Annotated in this window: 15 protein-coding genes and 2 pseudogenes; 5 read left to right on the forward strand and 12 right to left on the reverse strand. The window is 36.3% G+C overall.

The window, feature by feature from the left end:
• From A0J48_RS11830 to cysS, 3 genes are all read right to left on the reverse strand, one after another.
• Positions 1-786: a Uma2 family endonuclease gene (locus tag A0J48_RS11830; RefSeq protein WP_200323330.1), complete on the reverse strand. Its 786-nt coding sequence runs from the start codon at positions 784-786 to the stop codon at positions 1-3.
• Positions 787-904: 118 nt separating this feature from the next.
• The gene (locus tag A0J48_RS11835) at positions 905-2,341 is read right to left on the reverse strand and encodes a TldD/PmbA family protein (RefSeq protein WP_200323288.1); all 1,437 of its coding nucleotides are present in this window, start codon (positions 2,339-2,341) and stop codon (positions 905-907) included.
• A 334-nt stretch (positions 2,342-2,675) separates the two neighbouring features.
• On the reverse strand, positions 2,676-4,133 hold the full coding sequence (cysS, locus tag A0J48_RS11840) for a cysteine--tRNA ligase (RefSeq protein WP_200323289.1): 1,458 nt from the start codon (positions 4,131-4,133) through the stop codon (positions 2,676-2,678).
• A 177-nt stretch (positions 4,134-4,310) separates the two neighbouring features.
• Here cysS and A0J48_RS11845 point away from each other — a divergent pair, with 177 nt between their 5' ends.
• The 3 genes from A0J48_RS11845 (at position 4,311) to dtd (ending at position 7,061) form a co-directional block, all read left to right on the forward strand.
• Positions 4,311-4,928, forward strand: a complete 618-nt coding sequence (locus tag A0J48_RS11845; RefSeq protein WP_200323290.1) for a Uma2 family endonuclease — start codon at positions 4,311-4,313, stop codon at positions 4,926-4,928.
• 67 nt (positions 4,929-4,995) lie between these two features.
• Positions 4,996-6,129, forward strand: coding sequence for a CobW family GTP-binding protein (locus A0J48_RS11850; RefSeq protein ID WP_200323291.1), 1,134 nt, complete (start codon positions 4,996-4,998; stop codon positions 6,127-6,129).
• Positions 6,130-6,596: 467 nt separating this feature from the next.
• On the forward strand, positions 6,597-7,061 hold the full coding sequence (gene dtd / locus A0J48_RS11855; RefSeq protein WP_200323293.1) for a D-aminoacyl-tRNA deacylase: 465 nt from the start codon (positions 6,597-6,599) through the stop codon (positions 7,059-7,061).
• A gap of 113 nt (positions 7,062-7,174) precedes the next feature.
• On the opposite strand, the pseudogene A0J48_RS26930 reads toward dtd, so the two are convergent.
• Positions 7,175-7,309, reverse strand: a pseudogene (locus tag A0J48_RS26930) (type II toxin-antitoxin system HicB family antitoxin); the annotation flags it as partial.
• A gap of 63 nt (positions 7,310-7,372) precedes the next feature.
• Positions 7,373-9,088, reverse strand: coding sequence for a 2-succinyl-5-enolpyruvyl-6-hydroxy-3-cyclohexene-1-carboxylic-acid synthase (gene menD / locus A0J48_RS11860; protein WP_200323295.1), 1,716 nt, complete (start codon positions 9,086-9,088; stop codon positions 7,373-7,375).
• Between the two features lie 277 nt (positions 9,089-9,365).
• Here menD and folB point away from each other — a divergent pair, with 277 nt between their 5' ends.
• Entirely contained in the window at positions 9,366-9,746 is a 381-nt protein-coding gene (gene folB / locus A0J48_RS11865) for a dihydroneopterin aldolase (RefSeq protein WP_200323332.1), read from the forward strand.
• Positions 9,747-9,837: 91 nt separating this feature from the next.
• On the opposite strand, the gene A0J48_RS11870 is transcribed toward folB, so the two are convergent.
• Entirely contained in the window at positions 9,838-11,544 is a 1,707-nt protein-coding gene (locus tag A0J48_RS11870) for a potassium channel family protein (protein WP_200323297.1), read from the reverse strand.
• Between the two features lie 263 nt (positions 11,545-11,807).
• Here A0J48_RS11870 and A0J48_RS11875 point away from each other — a divergent pair, with 263 nt between their 5' ends.
• The gene (locus A0J48_RS11875; RefSeq protein ID WP_200323299.1) at positions 11,808-12,305 is read left to right on the forward strand and encodes a hypothetical protein; all 498 of its coding nucleotides are present in this window, start codon (positions 11,808-11,810) and stop codon (positions 12,303-12,305) included.
• Positions 12,306-12,420: 115 nt separating this feature from the next.
• On the opposite strand, the gene A0J48_RS11880 is transcribed toward A0J48_RS11875, so the two are convergent.
• The 6 genes and pseudogenes from A0J48_RS11880 to A0J48_RS11905 form a co-directional block, all read right to left on the reverse strand.
• Positions 12,421-12,954 (reverse strand): hypothetical protein, encoded by a 534-nt coding sequence (locus tag A0J48_RS11880; protein ID WP_411841130.1) that lies wholly within the window; start codon positions 12,952-12,954, stop codon positions 12,421-12,423.
• 191 nt (positions 12,955-13,145) lie between these two features.
• A complete protein-coding gene (locus A0J48_RS11885; RefSeq protein WP_200323303.1) occupies positions 13,146-13,484 on the reverse strand; it encodes a hypothetical protein in 339 nt (112 codons plus the stop codon).
• 238 nt (positions 13,485-13,722) lie between these two features.
• Positions 13,723-14,340 (reverse strand): DUF3598 family protein, encoded by a 618-nt coding sequence (locus tag A0J48_RS11890; RefSeq protein ID WP_234300869.1) that lies wholly within the window; start codon positions 14,338-14,340, stop codon positions 13,723-13,725.
• Between the two features lie 50 nt (positions 14,341-14,390).
• Positions 14,391-14,756, reverse strand: a complete 366-nt coding sequence (locus A0J48_RS11895; RefSeq protein ID WP_200323305.1) for a Lin0512 family protein — start codon at positions 14,754-14,756, stop codon at positions 14,391-14,393.
• 59 nt (positions 14,757-14,815) lie between these two features.
• Positions 14,816-15,396, reverse strand: a pseudogene (locus A0J48_RS27740) (DUF4276 family protein).
• A 50-nt stretch (positions 15,397-15,446) separates the two neighbouring features.
• Positions 15,447-16,661, reverse strand: coding sequence for an AAA family ATPase (locus tag A0J48_RS11905; RefSeq protein WP_200323307.1), 1,215 nt, complete (start codon positions 16,659-16,661; stop codon positions 15,447-15,449).
• Positions 16,662-16,806 lie beyond the last annotated feature (145 nt).

Here is a 16,806-nt window from a genome sequence, read left to right on the forward strand (position 1 = left end):
TTAAATTGTATCTGGATCAATATTTAATTCTCTTAATTTTGCCGCTAAACGTTCTGCTCTTTGAGCTTCTATTCCTGCCCTTTGAGCTTCTATTTCTGCCCTTTGAGCTTCTATTTCTGCTCTTTGAGCTTCTATTTCTGCTCTTTGAGCTTCTATTCCCGCTCTTTTGGCTTCCTGACTTGCTGTTTCTTCTGGTGTAGGTACTAATTCTCCTTCTGGAGTAAAATACCTTAACAATCCTTCATGAATTCCTAAAAATAAACCTAACTGTTGACTCCACAAATGTCCTCTTTCATTTGCTGCTAAAGGTTGATATTGATTATCTACTAAATGAAAACCGACAAATTCTAATGTATAAGGATCAAACCAAAAATAATCAGGTGTTCTAAATGTATTTTGATAAAGTTCTTTTTTAGTCACTCTATCACTGTTAGCTGTGCTGGGTGAAAGAATTTCTATAATTACATTGGGATATTTACCATCTTCTTCCCACACTACCCAACTTTTCCGGGTTTTGCGTTCTGTTCCTAAAACCACAAAAAAATCAGGTCCTCTTAACTTCTCGGTTTTTTTCTGTTTAGGACTATAATAAATACTGAGATTTCCCGCAGCATAGAAATCTGTTCTATCTTTCCATAACCATTCTAAGCATTGGAAGAGTAAAATTATTTGTCGTAAATGCAGTTCTGTTTCCACGGGTGGTTCATCACTATATAAGTCGCTAGGAGGAAAAGTTACATCTGGGGAGATGTCCTCTGCTAGTTCTAATTCTTGTGCAATCATTATATTGATATGGCATCAAGTAGTTATTTGTTAATTGTAGCATTAGTAAGCATTCGGGTAAGCTGTTCCCACCCTATGTATATTCCCTATATCACATCAAACACCAAAAATCAAAAATTAATTAACCTCCTCCAAAAACCTCCACATTAGCAAATACACAAACAGGTGAACCATGTCCTACCCAAATAGCTTGGTTTGGTTCTCCCTTTCCACAAAAAGGAGTACCATACATTTGCCAGTTAGAATCATTACCAACTTGAATTAAACTGTGCCAAAATTCTGGAGTTGTCGCTCTATAATTAGGATTGCGGAGAGTTTTAGTAAATTTGCCGTTTTCAATTAATTTGGCATATTCACAACCAAATTGAAATTTATATCGTTGATCATCAATTGACCAAGAACGATTAGATTTCATGTAAATACCATGTTCTATTCCCGCGATTATTTCTGCAAAACTAGCATTTCCCGGTTCTAAATTTAAGTTAGCCATGCGGTCAATTGGTGGACGGTTCCAAGAACAAGCACGCGCACAAGCAACACCTGGTAAACCTGATCGAAATTGACTTTCTAAACTGCCTAAACCTCTTTGTAAAATACCATCTTTAATGACATATTCTCTGGTTGCTTTTGCACCAGTGTCATCAAAACCATAACTGGCAAATTCACCTTCTACTGTCGGGTCAAAAGTGATATTCATTAAAGGTGAACCATATTCTAATTTACCGAAATCTCTCGGTTTAACAAAACTGCCTCCAGCATAGTTACGTTCGTCTCCTAAAATTCGGTCTATTTCTAAAGGATGTCCGATACTCTCATGAATTTGTAGCATCATTTGGTCTGGTGCTAAAACCAAATTGGTGCGGATATTTGGACATTCTTCGGCTGTTAATAATTCTAATGCTTGTTCACCAATTGTTTGCGCTTGCTGCCATAAATTCTCTTCTTTTAACAGTTCCCATCCACCTTGATAGCAGTGTGCATGAATTCCGTTGTTTGTACGTTGTTGAACAACTCCACCATCTTGTGCGATCGCACCCAAATGATTACTAATAAACAGAATTTTTTGGTATACTTCTGAACCATTACTACTCACAAACCAAGTTTCTTTTTGACTGGTGCTGATATTAGCTGTAGTTTGGACAATTTTGTCGTTAATTTTCAATTTTTGGCAAACACGAATTAATAACTCGTTTATTTCACCTGGACTGATAGCATCTAATGGTTCAAAGAATGGTGAATTATATTCCCCGACAACTTTAGGACGGGTATTTTCACCAAAAGGATAAATCCAAAATTTACTAGCTGCAATTGCCTGTTTATAAGCTATTTCGGCGGCATTTTGTAATGATGATAATGTGAATGAGTTGGTAGCAGCATAACCTATGCTACCATTAACTATTACTTCTATCATCGCTCCCATTGTTAATGATTTACCATTGCTTTGGGGTAAGCCATCACGCACAGAATGGTTTCTAGATGTTTCTTTGACAGCGCGAATACCAATCCAATCAGCGGGAATGTTAAAATGAGAAATTGCTGTTGTTAGTTCTTTCCACATGGTATTAATTAAAAATTAAAAAATCAAAGTTGAAAATCTGTTTTTACATTATAAATTATGTATCATTCAAACAATAACGAACCGCTCCAGACGCAGAGTACACAGAGAGAAAGAGTTTTTGAGATATGGTTAGTTGTGAATAATTTTTCAAGAGAATGAACCACGAAGAACACAAAGGACACGAAGGAATAAGAGAAGAATAGGGGTAATATTAGAACGATAAAGGAGTAAGATTCAATCATCTTTTTTGTCTTTACCTCTGTGTCCTCTGCGCCTGGAGCGGTTCGTTCAAAAAATCATGTTCACAACTCAGATGACAATGCTTTTTTAATTTTTAATTTTTTCTTTGCCAGCGTGTACCTTCTTTGCTATCAATTAATTCTATTCCTTGGGTTTTTAGTTCATCTCTGATTCTATCAGATTCGGCAAAGTTTTTAGATTTTCTTGCCTCCTGTCTCTTCTGAATTAAATCCTCAATTGCTGCATCACTTAAACCATCAGTTGCAGGTTTTTCTTCTGCAAATGTGGCAGTTAACCCTAAAACATCTGCTAAAGTAACCAGGGTTTGCCATTGTTTTAATAGTTTATCTGCTGGTGTTTCTGTTTTCCCTTGGTGAACTATTATATTTCCTTCTTTCCGCAGTTCTTTTGCTAATTCAAAAATGACTGCTAAACCACCGGGAAAATTAAAGTCATCATCAACTGCTGTAGTAAATTTCTCAATTTCTGATTTATCAATGTTAGAACTATTTAATTCGAGGTTTTCCCAACCTAAATGTTTACCATGTTGATGTCCAAATAATAAACCTTCTTTCAAGGTATGCCAGCCGTTGGTTGCTGCTAATATGGCTTCATCGGTAAAATCAATCGGCTTGCGATATTGTGCCATCAACACAAATAATCTTAATGCCATCGGGTCAACACCACGATCTAGCAAATCGCGGATAGTAGTAAAATTGCCTAAAGATTTAGACATTTTTTCCCCATCTACCTTCACCATGCCATTGTGTAACCAATAATTGGCCAGAGGTTTACCAGTGACTGCTTCCGATTGGGCAATTTCGTTTTCATGGTGTGGGAAAATTAAGTCAGCACCACCAGCATGAATATCTATCGTATCACCCAGGCGATCGCGCACCATCGCCGAACATTCAATATGCCATCCTGGACGACCTTTACCCCAAGGTGACTCCCACGCAGGTTCTCCCGGTTTTGCAGCTTTCCACAGGGCAAAATCGAAGGGGTATTGCTTCTTTTGATATTCCACGTCTTCGATATTTACCCGTTCACTCGCACCAGCTTGTAAATCTTCTAGTTTACGTCCTGAAAGTTTACCGTATTGATCAAATTTCCGCACCGCATAATAGACATCTCCATCAGCGGGATAGGCAAAACCGTTATGTTCTAAATCGTGAATTAATCTTTGAATACCATTCATAGTATGGGTAGCGCGGGGATATTCATCTGCTTCTTTAATCCCTAAACGTGACATATCTTCAAAATATGCCTGAATATATCGTTCTGCTACCGCTTCCATTGATGAATTTTCTTGTCTAGCGCGGTTAAGAATTTTATCATCAATATCCGTAAAGTTTTGGATATAACGGACATCATAACCGATAAACTGTAAATATCGACGCACTACATCCCAAACAATACAAGCTCTAGCATGACCCAAATGACAATAGTCGTAAACCGTCACACCGCAATAATACATCTTGACCTTACCAGGTTCGACAGTTTTAAATTCTTCTTGACGACGGGTGAGAGTATTGTAAATAGATAGGGTCATAATATAAGGGATAAGGCATCTAACGATTAGCAATGATAGCTTATGTAGTGAGTAACCGGATAGATAAATGAGATTGAATTAAGAGCGATCGCCCTCATCATCTATGATATCTAATATAGTTCTACAAATAATTTCCCAGTAAAATCATGTAATGCAATCAGCAGAGGTTGGTAAATTATGATTCAAGCTTTACCCAAAACTAAACCAGTAACTTTTACAGAATTTGTGGAATGGAAACCAGAAAATAAAATATATGAATTACATAATGGAGTAATTTTTGAAATGAATCAACCTTTAGGTTATCATGAGTGGATTATCCTTTTTTTAAATGAAATAATTTTATCAGAATATAAACGTTTAGGTTTACCCTATGGTATATCAAAAACTGTCCTAGTTAAACCGACCAATAATGAATCTGCTTATTCACCAGATGTTTTAGTTTTAAATCGTGATAATTTAATCAATGAATTTTTATGGGAAAAACAAGCTACCGTTTCTCAAGCTGCATCAATACCTTTAATTATTGAAGTTGTAAGTACAAATTGGCGTGTTGATTATTTAACTAAAGTTAAAGATTATGAGGAAATTGGTATTCCTGAATATTGGATAGTTGATTATTTAGCTTTAGGTGGAACTCCCTATATAGGCGATCCTAAACAACCTACTATTTCTATTTATAATTTAGTCAACGGTGAATATAAAGTTAAACAATTTAGAAATGATGAAATAATTATATCAGCCACATTCCCAGAGTTAAAATTAACAGCTAATCAAATTTTTAAAGCTGGTATATAACTAGCAAAGCCAAGTATCCAAAAACAGGATAAAATTCTAAATAGACTCAAATCCTACTTTACAAAGTATGACATCAAAACTTACTACCGAATCTCACCCAATGGAAGCTCCCAAACAAGGATTACCAGTAACTATTATTACAGGTTTCCTTGGTAGCGGCAAAACAACTTTACTCAATCATATTCTCACTAATCAGCAAGGTATAAAAACCGCTGTCTTAGTTAATGAATTTGGTGAAATCGGGATTGACAACGAATTAATTGTTGCCACAAATGATAACATGGTGGAACTAAGCAACGGTTGTATTTGTTGTACTATTAATAATGACTTAGTTGATGCTGTTTACAAAGTTCTAGAACGGGAAGAAAAACTAGATTATCTGGTTGTTGAAACTACAGGATTAGCAGATCCATTACCAGTAGCTATGACCTTTTTGGGTTCAGAATTACGAGATTTAACCCGTCTGGATTCCATTATCACCGTAGTAGATGCGGCCAATTATAGCTTAGATTTATTCAACTCCCAAGCTGCATTTAGTCAGATTACCTATGGTGACGTAATTCTGTTAAATAAAGCAGATTTAGTTGACGAACCCACATTACAAGAATTAGAAAGAAAGATTAACGAAGTTAAAGAAGGTGCAAGAATTATTAGAACTAAAAATTCCCAAGTCCCACTTCCTTTAATTCTCAGTGTTGGTTTGTTTGAATCTGATAAATATTTTGAGTCAGAAACGCACGAACATGACCACCATGATCATCATGACCACGACCATGACCATTCTAACTGTGGACATGACCATCATGACCATGATCATTCTACTTGCGGTCACGACCATCATGATCATGAACACCATCACCATGATCATTCTGACCACTTAGAAAATGATGGTTTTACATCTATATCTTTTCAAAGTGATAAACCTTTTTCAATTCGCAAATTCCAATATTTCTTAGATAACCAACTTCCCACAAATGTCTTCCGCGCAAAAGGTATTATGTGGTTTGATGAAAGTCCCCAACGTCATATTTTCCATTTGTGCGGTAAACGCTTTACCATAGATGATAGTGAATGGAAGGGTGAACGCAAAAACCAACTAGTGTTAATTGGCCAACATTTGGATCAAGAAACTCTACTCAAACAGTTAGAAAATTGTCTTTGTATTCCTTCCGTGAGTAGAGGTAAAGGTTTTGGGAAATAGTTATCAATTGATAATTGACAATTGATAATTGACAATTGATAAATTGGGTTTGAAACCTCTCTTTGTTAAGAGAAAGATCAAGAAAAATATTTCCTACTTTTCGATTCTCTACCCTTGAGAGAAAGGAAATTTTACACTGTTCATTGTCAATTGTTGAATAGTTAGTTGTCAGTTGTTAGTCAATACTTTTCGGTTCAGGGTTTGTTCGCGTAGCGTGCCGTAGGCAATCCCCTCAACCCCCCTAAAAAAGGGGGGATAAAAATTCCTTTGTTTCCCCCTTTTTTAGGGGGACTAAGGGGGATCACCAATACCTAAATCTCGTTAACCAAACAGTATTGAGTTGTTAATGATATAAAAAGCAACTAATAACTGATACAGCAGCTTTTAGGAGTAAAACCCTTTTGCTGCAAGTCTTTGTCATAAAAATTTGTACCTTATTGATCTGCAATATACTGTAATTAACAAATATGCGAGTAATTGTTCAACGAGTTAAATCATCTCAAGTAACTGTAAATGGAGAAATTGTTGGTAAAATTGGACGGGGATTAAATTTACTTGTTGGTATTTCTCATACAGACACTGTTGTAGAACTTGAATGGATGGTTCGTAAATGCTTAGAATTACGCTTATTCCCGGATGATGAAGGTGGTGACAAATGGCAAAAATCTGTACAAGAAATTAACGGTGAATTATTAGTAATTAGTCAATTTACTCTGTATGGAGATTGTCGTAAAGGTCGTCGTCCTTCCTTTGACCGTTCTGCTGCACCCACATTAGCAGAAAATTTATATAATCGCTTTGTTGACAAATTACGTGATAGTGGTTTGCGGGTAGAAACAGGTAAGTTTGGTGCGATGATGCAAGTCGCAATTGAAAATGATGGACCCGTGACTTTGATATTAGAACGGGAAGCAACACTCAATAATTCGTAATTTATTAGGACTTATTTCTCGTTCCCATACTATCTCTGGAAATGAATTTTAGATGACTCTGCCTTAAATTATATCAGAGTCAGAGCCTAGGAACGAGATCAAACAACTTCTCACCCATGACGAATTGCTTCTTCACGAGTTTTACCGTGAGTACAAGGCATAATTACGCGATCGCTAAATTCTGGAATTGTTACCAAGACGAGCTGATCTTCTTCTGATCATTGCACAATCATACTATATTGATTCATTAATTATCATCCTCCCCTAGATGCTATACATACTGATATCCTGGCGATGTGTGTGGCACAGTATCAACTAAACTTCCCTAAATTATCCTTTCTCCATTGAGAATCTCTCTTCCTATTTGTCCTAATTTCTAATACCCTAATTCCCTTTTTCGGTAACACATTCAATCTTTCTTTTAACTGTTCCCAAGAAATAATCAACTCATGTTGTACACCATAGGTAGCGCATAACTGAGCAAAATCAATATCTTGGGGTGTGGCAAAAAATTCCTCAAATGGTGGCTCAAATTTAGATATAGGTAACATTTCAAAAATTCCTCCACCATTGTTATTAATTAAGATAATTGTCAAATGTCCAATAAATTTATTTCTAATTAAGAACCCATTGGTGTCATGTAATAAAGCTAAATCTCCTGTCAACATCACACTTATTTGTTGATGATGGGCTATTCCTAAAGCTGTAGAAAGTGTACCATCAATTCCATTTGCACCACGATTAAAATAAGTTTTAATTCCTAAATTATTCGGTTTCCAGAAAAATTCTACATCCCGAACTGGCATACTATTAGCAATAAACAATGGTGTTCCTGGTGGTAAAACCTGCGAAATTAACCAAGCGGCTTTACATTCAATTAATTCTACTATATTTGTAAAGTTGCCATCAATATTTTTTCTGATTTGCGCTTCTAAATCACACCATATTTGTAGGTATTTATTGTTGGCTAATTGCCCCAGTTCCCAGGTTTCAGGTTTCAAATTTTCTACAGATGTTCTTAAATGTGTGGTTTTTCCATGTAAAGGATCTAAATTTTCACCACTGCTATCAATTATCCAACGATGAGGTTTAGTAGCAATTAACCAATTACGCAACTCTTTACTAGTGGGCATTTCCCCAATTTGAATTACCATTTCTGGTGTTAATTCTTGGGCTAATTTTTGATTACGTAAAATGATGTCGTAGGTAGAAATTAAATAGGGGTTAATATCAGCATAATTTCTGACTGGGGAAAGTCCTTCAGCTAAAACAGGCCAGTTAAGAGTTTGAGAAAGACGTGCGATCGCTCTACAATATTCTTCAGGTTGTTGAGGTTGGGCTACACCTGCAATCATAATTCCCCGTTGACATGATTTCCAGTTTTTGGGTATTGGGTAATAGCTAACAGATGATGAGGTAGTGACTATCCCAGAAAAGAAATCTTCACAGTCTAAGGTAAAATCTGTACCATCAGCAATGGGCGCGAGGGGATCACGAAATGGTATATTTAAATGTACTGTTCCCCCTTTAGGAAATTGGCAACGTTCCCAAGCATGAATTACCGTTTGTCTGAGATAACCTAACATTTCTATATCTGCAACAGGTGTAGCTAACTCAGTTTGCCAATTGGGATAATGACCGTATAATTTCACTTGGTCGATAGTTTGTCCAGAATGACAATCTCGCAATTCTGGTGGTCTATCGGTGGTTAAAATTAACAAAGGTACACGACTTTCTTTAGCTTCAATTACCGCAGGGTAAAAATTTGCTCCTGCTGTTCCTGAAGTACAAACTAATACCGCAGGTTTTCCTGTTGCTTTTGCCCTTCCCAACGCAAAAAAAGCCGCAGAACGTTCATCTAAAATAGGTATAGCTTCAATATCTGGTGCTTGTTTCGCAAAAGCAACTGTGAGAGGTGTGGAACGAGAACCAGGACAGAGGACAGCACAACTTAAACCTAAGCGTTTGCAGGTTTCAGTTAACACATAAGACCAAAGTTGATTAACATTATTAAAAGTAATCTGCATTCAATTAAGATCGAGAGAAAATTTTTACAGAAAGTCATACCATGTTGGATTTGGGATTGGGGATTGTGAAAGTCTTGCTATGTAAGCTTTTCACATTTCCATCTGTCACCATCATTTTTCAAATTGGTATGATTTGTTTGATCATGCCCTATCTGGTGTCAATTGTTCAAGCACCTACCGCAATTTAGCTGACAATTTTAAATTTGATTTAAATTTGAGATTTTTTGTAGCGATATTCATTTTAAAATCTAAAATGCAAAATTCACCTCAATTTTTTATGGACTGTATTCATTTAACAGGAATTCGTGTTTATGGTTATACTGGCTTTTTAGCTGAAGAACAGGTGCTAGGACAATGGTTTGAGGTAGATGTAAAACTGTGGTTAGACCTTTCACTTCCAGGCAAAACAGACAATATTGAAGATACGATAGACTATCGAAGCATTATTAGCTTGATTCAAAATTTAGTTAAAAACTCAAAATTTGCTTTGTTGGAAAGATTAGCCGCAGCTATAGCTGATGGTATTTTGCAGGATAGCGATGCTATTAACCAAGTTCAAGTTATTGTCAGCAAACCTTCAGCACCCATCCCCGATTTTAATGGCAAGATTAGTATTGAAATGACGAGAAGCAAGTCCCAGGTAATAATTGATAATTGATAATTGATAATTGATAATTGACAATTGACAGGGGAAAAAAAGAAAAAAATTCTGCTTTTTCAATCCTCTCCCTTCCAGGTAAAGGTAATTGTCAATTGTTCATTGTTAATTGTCCATTATTAAACGGTTGTTCCTCACGCCACAACTGATATAACCTATTTGCAGGTATGGTCATATACAAAATATCACCCGCACTCAGATTAGTCTCTAACAAATCCCAACCGTGTAAAGTTTGGTGATTTGTTTCTACATACAAAGGTACAAAATCAGCAGACCTAGCTACATCTTTCACCCACAGACCACAAAAAGGATGTGCAGGTGTAATTAAAGTGGCAAAAGCTACCCATAAATTATCGGCAATAATACCATTACCAATAATTCTACCACCAAGGGCGGCGGCGGCAAAAGCTGGGGCTGCTAATTCAGCCGGACTCAGTACAGCTTCAAAGTCAAATACTTGTTGTGCCATACCGGCAAAATCAGGGTCAGCATAATGAACAATAACAGGAATTTTCGGTGTTAAACCCTTAGCTTTGAGAGCAATTTCTAAATTTGTAGCATCATTATTAGTTACAGCTAAAACAGCAGATGCAGTATCTATATTACTGGTTTGTAGAGTTAACCGAAAACTCGCATCAGCTGAAATTACAGGAATACTCATGCCCCTAGCAGTGTTGACAAATCTATTATTAGGATCTGTTTCAATTACTACTACTTCATGTCCACCAGCGTGCAGTTGTTGAATAATCCTAATGCCAATTCCACTCAAACCACAAACAATATAATGATGGCGTTGGGGAATTCTGGCAGCATCCCAAAATTGTTTGAGACGAGTTCCTAAAACAAAATCCGTCAGCATAGCATACCAAATACCAAACACTACTGCCCCTGCCAGCATCATGAAAACAGTAAATAATTTAATGCTATTAGGTGCATTTTCTACTACTTTGTCATTACCACCAGCACCTGTAATCATGCCAACAGCAAAATATAAAGCATCCACAAATGAGATATTTAATTTAGCAGAAACAAAAGTGAATGTAGCTAGTAAAATAATTACTACTAACGCTATTGCCATGCCAATTACTGATTGGGCGTGTTTCTGAAATTGCTGGATGCTAGTGAAGATTTTTAGCAGTTTTCTTCCCCATGATTTGCGTGTTTGATTGATGCGGGGTTGAGTGCCAATAATTAAGCGATCGCCTACTTCTAAACGTTGTTCAGCCAGGACTGCTGCTACTAAATTCATCTTCCCAACGACAGGTAGATAATAAATCAGCATTCGTGACTTATCTTCCCACAAATCACTAATTTTTTGACCCCGCCAAGGATGATTTTCATCAATATATTCTTCCTGAATTGGCCAAGTCTGATCAAATAATTTAATTTGTCCGATGGCTTGATTTCCTAAAGCGGCAAAAGTAAATACTGGTGCTGCCAAACCGACAACACTCATACTGAAGTGATCTACGAGAGTGTGATCTAGACGTTCACCCAAATTTGCATTATAAAAGCGGTTAATGATCCGCAGGTGAGGATTGAGAATCCGCGCTTGCATCATAATTGACAAATTTAGGGCATCATCAGAAGTAGCAATTACTAGAGTATTAGCTTGTTCAATCCCTGCTGCTTTTAGGGTAGAAGCTGCATATAATTCACCAACAATCACATCTCCCGTAGCTTCTCCAGGAATGGGTTTGCGATGAATACCAACAACCAAAGCACCCTGTTGTCTTAGCAGACGAAAGATTTTATATCCGGTACGTCCTAAGCCGCAAACAATAATTCGAGGTTTCATGAAACAGCAGCAGTTAGCAGTTAGTGGTTAGTAGTTAGCGATAAAATTCTTTTGGTGTAAAGTTTCGTCACTAAATTGTTTACTTCATTTACCAGCTATAGGCTGTATGAATCTCTATTTTTGCCTGATTTCTCTCAATAGAACTGTAACTGAACACACTTGTAGGAAATTAGAAATTAAAAATTAGAAATTTTAAATTTAAGACACTATCTGTTGAGTTATCCTGTCTATACAATTACAAACTAGTAATTATTCAGGTAACAATGAAAAATTTATTACAATTTAGAAAAATCAGCGTAATTTTTGGTTCTTTATTAGTAGCATCAACAATTTCTCATCCAGTTTTAGCACAGGTAAATTTTGCATCAGGCCCTATTGCTGCACCAAATGTTAAGTTGAGCGTACAACGCAAAAGTGGTAGTTGTCCGCAAACAGTGGGTTTATGGTGGATTACTTTACCTTATGAAGGTGGTGCAGAACATACAGTAGTTGCAGATACTAAAGCTTTTGCAGATGCAGTTAAATTAGTTGCTTCTAATCATAAGCAATTTGTAGAATTTGTTGCACCTTTACGCAGTAATTATGCATCCTGCGTTGGTCAAACTCGCAATCAGGAATATAAATTCTACACCGTACAATTTAAGGATAAAAAAGCTTATTTCCGAGTAGATTTGCAAAAAATAAACGCACCTGCTCAGGAAATTACGTACAAAACTATAGCCGGTTCTCGTCCTTATGTGCGATGGGCAGTAGCTGATTAAGTAAAATATTTGATACAGCAGCTTTCAGCTATCAGCGGTCAGGTTTCGCAGAGACTCTATTTAAGCCTGAGCGCGAAACCTATTCATTTTTTTAATCAACTATGCTGAATATTAACTAAAATTCAACTGTTTCAAATTCAAAAGTAGCAACTAAACGCTCATCAACATAAACCTCTATTTTATGTTTACCAAGAGGATCACCAGGAGCTATCTTCCAAAAATTTTCAATCACACCATTTGCAGATGTTTCTGTGCGTTTTGTCACCGCAGTAGTTCCATCTACTGATAAAGAAAAATTCTCATTTTTCTCCTGTGTAGCCCAAGTTTCTGGTGCTTTTGGTAAACGTAAAACTTCACGCCATTTTACCTTACCCCGGTAATTTTGTAATTTAATTCGCCACCCATAAGCATCACCTTTCTTCAGTGGTACTTTAATAGTCGGGAAAAAATTAGCTTTACCTTGAGCATCAACTATTCTGACTCCAAATTCAGATTTAAGAACAGTAATATTTTGACCATTAATTGACACTTGAGGATGTTCTCGTGGTGCTTCTGCCAAAACATCACCCGTCTTGTATAAATTCACAGTTAAAAAGCTAACTATCAACCCCAAATAAGTTAGCAACAGCCTCACAAAAGGAATTTTCATGAACATCTTTTATCAGATATTATGATTTAGTTTCATTGCTTTTAATCGTGTTTCGGGATAAAAATTAGATATCAAAAAACTTTTAATTTTTCTCCTGCAAAAACATTAAACCAATTCTTCAAAATAGAAAATAGGATACAAAATTGCTGCATCCTACTTTCCAAGTATATTGCTGAAAATAGTTCAGCTTTTTAGTCTTCGTCCAGTGCAGGGAAAATTTCTTCAAACCGCCACAAAATATCTTTGTTCTCAATAAACCAAACGCGAGATGCAGTAGTTAACTTACTCCAAACAATTTCCGGAGGAATGTGAGGAGAAGCATACTGGTATTCTTGGCCGATTTCTCTGAGATTATCCGCTACTTCATCAGGAATACCAAAGTCTTCCCAGTTAATTTTTACATTTCTACCAGAAAGTCCCGCAGCAGGGTCAAAAACTAATTGTGCAGTTCTGATTAAATCAGCAAAGTGTTGCGGTTTGAGTCCGATAATATCCTGAATTTGGAGTGATTTATTAGGCTCTAGGCACATTGTAACTGAAGTGATGAAGATAAATGGGTGATTGAACTTACAGCCAGAGATGACCCCAGTTTATCTCAATGAATTATCATAAATTTAGTTTAGCTTAGTTTAGCGCAGAAAATCAAAATACATCACTAAGATTGAAGGTCTCTAGAATAAAACCCGTAAAATTAGAATCCTTGTATGTGCGAATTCCACGTAGTAATAAACTAGGTCGTGCCAGCCAATCTACCACATAACTAAAATCTTAATCGCTGACTATTTTCTGAGGGAAACTAATAGAAACATTATTAGAAAAATGTAAGATTTGATTATCTTCAGCTAATGTTTCTAAATTTTTCCACTCTTTTACTGCTGGTTTAGATATGATCCAATCTGATGTAATTGTTTTACTGATTCCTTGCCAATTATTATTAACTTCCTGTGCAGGCAAATTAGTAGTTGCTTTCGGGAAATTTACTAGTTTTTCATCAATAAATGTAATTTTTTGTAAATTACCGCTTTCATTGTAAACTACAATAGCTTCTATGCGTCTATTTTCATACCTAAAACCTGTTTCAAAACCAAAAAATGAGCCAATTTTTATTTGTGGAGAACCAGCAGAAAAGCTATTGTCTAAAAATAAAGCTCTGATATTTGGTTTTTTGTAAGGACCAAAGGTTTTAGTTTCGGTTCTGCCATCTTGATAGTGATAATGATTTTGATGAGTGACTTCGCTACCATCTTCATTTGCATGAAGACTTCTTACCCCTTCCAATGACTCAATTAATTCTCCATCTGGAGAATATCTATACCAAATTCCATACCAATCACAATTGACATGATATTTAGAGAATTTATCCCAATTTTGTAATTGTGCGTCCATTTTTTAACTCTATCTAAATATTGCCATGTTAAAACTTCAGAAATTAACAGTTATTCAGTTTCAACTAAAACAGTCACCGCTGCAACTGCTATCAACATTTCATCATTTTTATCATTGAGAGAAGGTATTGCTAACCCATCTACTACCATTCCCCCAGCTTCTACCGTCAGGGTTTTTTTACCAAAGGGGAGGACTGCTAATACTTCTGCTGCTCGTACTTGTTCTGGGTAAGGTACAGCTACCTTCACTTCTACAATCATTTCATTCGGGTCTTTTAACCCTGCTACTTCCATAATACCAAGTAAGGCGTTGTGTGCGATCGCATTTCTAACTGCTCTTGCTGCTGCTACCGTGGGTTCTTGTCCATGCTGGTCTACACCCATTCCCATTTCGATGATAAACCTTTTTAGTGCCATAAATTTTTGTATCCTCTCTCGTTTAATATTTAACTAGACCAAATACTCAATTTTATCAATTAATCTTCTATTATTTTTAATAAACCTTCATAAAATACTTGAAAACTTTTAGAACGATTTTTTGATGGGTTTATATGTAGCGATACTTCTCGTGCTGTTTTTCTTTTTTCTAAACCACCTCTTTGATATCCTGCTGTTTGCAGTAATTTTTCTAAAGCTTCTGCTGTTCCACCTGAAATTGCATCTGGGTCGCGGTATTTCGCCTGTTTTTCTAAATTATGTGATAGCTTAGGATAAGCCGTAACAAGAGCATTGATATCTCCAAAAACCATGCTTCTAGCTCTTCAATGGCGATAGGATTGAGAACTTGAAATTTCTGGTTGACACCAGCTGATGTTTTGGTAATAAAACCTGCATCAATAGCTATTTTTTCTAACTTCTCCTTGAGCAATTTACAATCTTCCCTGTCTTCATCAACTAAAACTACAATGCGGTGATCATCTGGCAACCATGATTTATATCCTTTTAAACGATTGGGTAATTTAGATAACAAATCTGTTTTACCTTGGAATGTGTGAATATCAAAACTTATATTCTCTCCCCAGATTTTAGGCAATATATTCTGGAGTGCTTCTTTCATAGATTGTTCTTCAACTAAAAACTCAATATGCAAGTTTATTTCACCCTCCTTTATCTTTTTCTTTTAATTCCACCCGAATTAATGAGAGGATTTCCAGCGTCGAAAAAGTCCTCCATCCACAAAGAACCTAAAGTAGCTCCATGTTCTATAAACTCTTTAATGCCTTGCATATCAGCAGTACGTTTTGCTTGAGTATAACCTTGCTCATCTCGATACAGTACCCATAATTCTTCTGGTATCAGCGCATCAACAAAAAACGGAGAATGAGTTGTAATCATTAATTGAGTATTGGCTGAAACTCCGCGACATTCTTCTGCTAATTCTGGCAATAAACGCGGGTGTAAGTAATTTTCTGGTTCTTCAATGCCAATAAGTTGGGGAGGGTCAGGGTCATATAAAACTGTCAGATATGCCAACATTTTAAGCGTGCCATCTGAAGCAAATTTCGCAAGTATAGGTTGTGCAAAAGGAGCATCTTTAATTTGGAGTAAAAGCCTTCCATCTTGCATCATTTCTGCATCTACTCTTTCTAAGCGAGGGATGCGAGAAGATAAATTATTAAGTATTTCTTGTAACCGCTCTGGATGTTGTTCTTTCAAATATTGAATAACATTCGGTAAATTGTCACCTGTTTCTGATAACCTTTCTTGTTGTCCTGCTTCTGGAATACTGCGGGTATTGTCTGCATTTAAATAGGAAAGATACCAACCTGTGATAAAGCGGCGTAAAGCACTCACACGAGGATGTTTAGTAAATTGTCCAAGGGTGTTAACAGCTAGTAGTTCTGGCGAATTAAGTTGTTCAGTTACTCGCTCATCTTCTTCATCTGGCATTTCACCTGTAATTACCTTTCCAACACCTTGTTGAAAGTCGAGAAATTTAAACGGCTTACCTGTTTGACCTCTTCTCCATTGCAACCATTCTTCCGCTACATAAGGACCTTTACTACCTTCATCAATAGCTAAATAATAGGTAATTTTAGGTGAGTCTAATTTTTCACGGTATTTTAACTCAATCACAATTGGCCCTTCAGCACCTCTTGTCCGCAGTTCTCTAAAGCGTCCGCGTCTGTCCCAAGCTTTACGTAAACCATTAGTAAAACATTCTGATAAAAAAGCAAAAACGTCAAAAATGGTAGATTTTCCACTACCATTAGGCCCTAAGAAGACAGTGAGGGGAGTAATTCCCTTAAGTTCTAAGTCATGCAAGGCTCGATAATTTTTAACTCTTAGATATTCTATACGTGGTACTGATTGTCTAGGCATGGGTAAACCTGTATGAATTTTTTTCTATTGCTACATATTTATTAATATCCTGCATCTGGATTGCGCTTGATAGTAGTTTCAAATGTATTTTAGCAACTCTATTATACTGAATAAAATAATACTACCAAATTTACGCTGTAATTAT

The sequence above is a fragment of the Sphaerospermopsis aphanizomenoides BCCUSP55 genome, from assembly GCF_001586785.1.
GTDB classification, from domain to species: Bacteria; Cyanobacteriota; Cyanobacteriia; order Cyanobacteriales; family Nostocaceae; genus Sphaerospermopsis_A; species Sphaerospermopsis_A aphanizomenoides_A.

Coding starts and splice junctions, on each gene's coding strand:
- A0J48_RS11905 (WP_200323307.1), bottom strand. CDS start 16,661: ATGCCTAGACAATCAGTACCACGTATAGAATATCTAAGAGTTAAAAAT.
- A0J48_RS11895 (WP_200323305.1), bottom strand. CDS start 14,756: ATGGCACTAAAAAGGTTTATCATCGAAATGGGAATGGGTGTAGACCAG.
- A0J48_RS11850 (WP_200323291.1), top strand. CDS start 4,996: ATGACATCAAAACTTACTACCGAATCTCACCCAATGGAAGCTCCCAAA.
- A0J48_RS11890 (WP_234300869.1), bottom strand. CDS start 14,340: ATGGACGCACAATTACAAAATTGGGATAAATTCTCTAAATATCATGTC.
- folB (WP_200323332.1), top strand. CDS start 9,366: ATGGACTGTATTCATTTAACAGGAATTCGTGTTTATGGTTATACTGGC.
- A0J48_RS11835 (WP_200323288.1), bottom strand. CDS start 2,341: ATGTGGAAAGAACTAACAACAGCAATTTCTCATTTTAACATTCCCGCT.
- cysS (WP_200323289.1), bottom strand. CDS start 4,133: ATGACCCTATCTATTTACAATACTCTCACCCGTCGTCAAGAAGAATTT.
- dtd (WP_200323293.1), top strand. CDS start 6,597: ATGCGAGTAATTGTTCAACGAGTTAAATCATCTCAAGTAACTGTAAAT.
- A0J48_RS11880 (WP_411841130.1), bottom strand. CDS start 12,954: ATGAAAATTCCTTTTGTGAGGCTGTTGCTAACTTATTTGGGGTTGATA.
- A0J48_RS11875 (WP_200323299.1), top strand. CDS start 11,808: ATGAAAAATTTATTACAATTTAGAAAAATCAGCGTAATTTTTGGTTCT.
- A0J48_RS11845 (WP_200323290.1), top strand. CDS start 4,311: ATGATTCAAGCTTTACCCAAAACTAAACCAGTAACTTTTACAGAATTT.
- A0J48_RS11885 (WP_200323303.1), bottom strand. CDS start 13,484: ATGTGCCTAGAGCCTAATAAATCACTCCAAATTCAGGATATTATCGGA.
- A0J48_RS11870 (WP_200323297.1), bottom strand. CDS start 11,544: ATGAAACCTCGAATTATTGTTTGCGGCTTAGGACGTACCGGATATAAA.
- menD (WP_200323295.1), bottom strand. CDS start 9,088: ATGCAGATTACTTTTAATAATGTTAATCAACTTTGGTCTTATGTGTTA.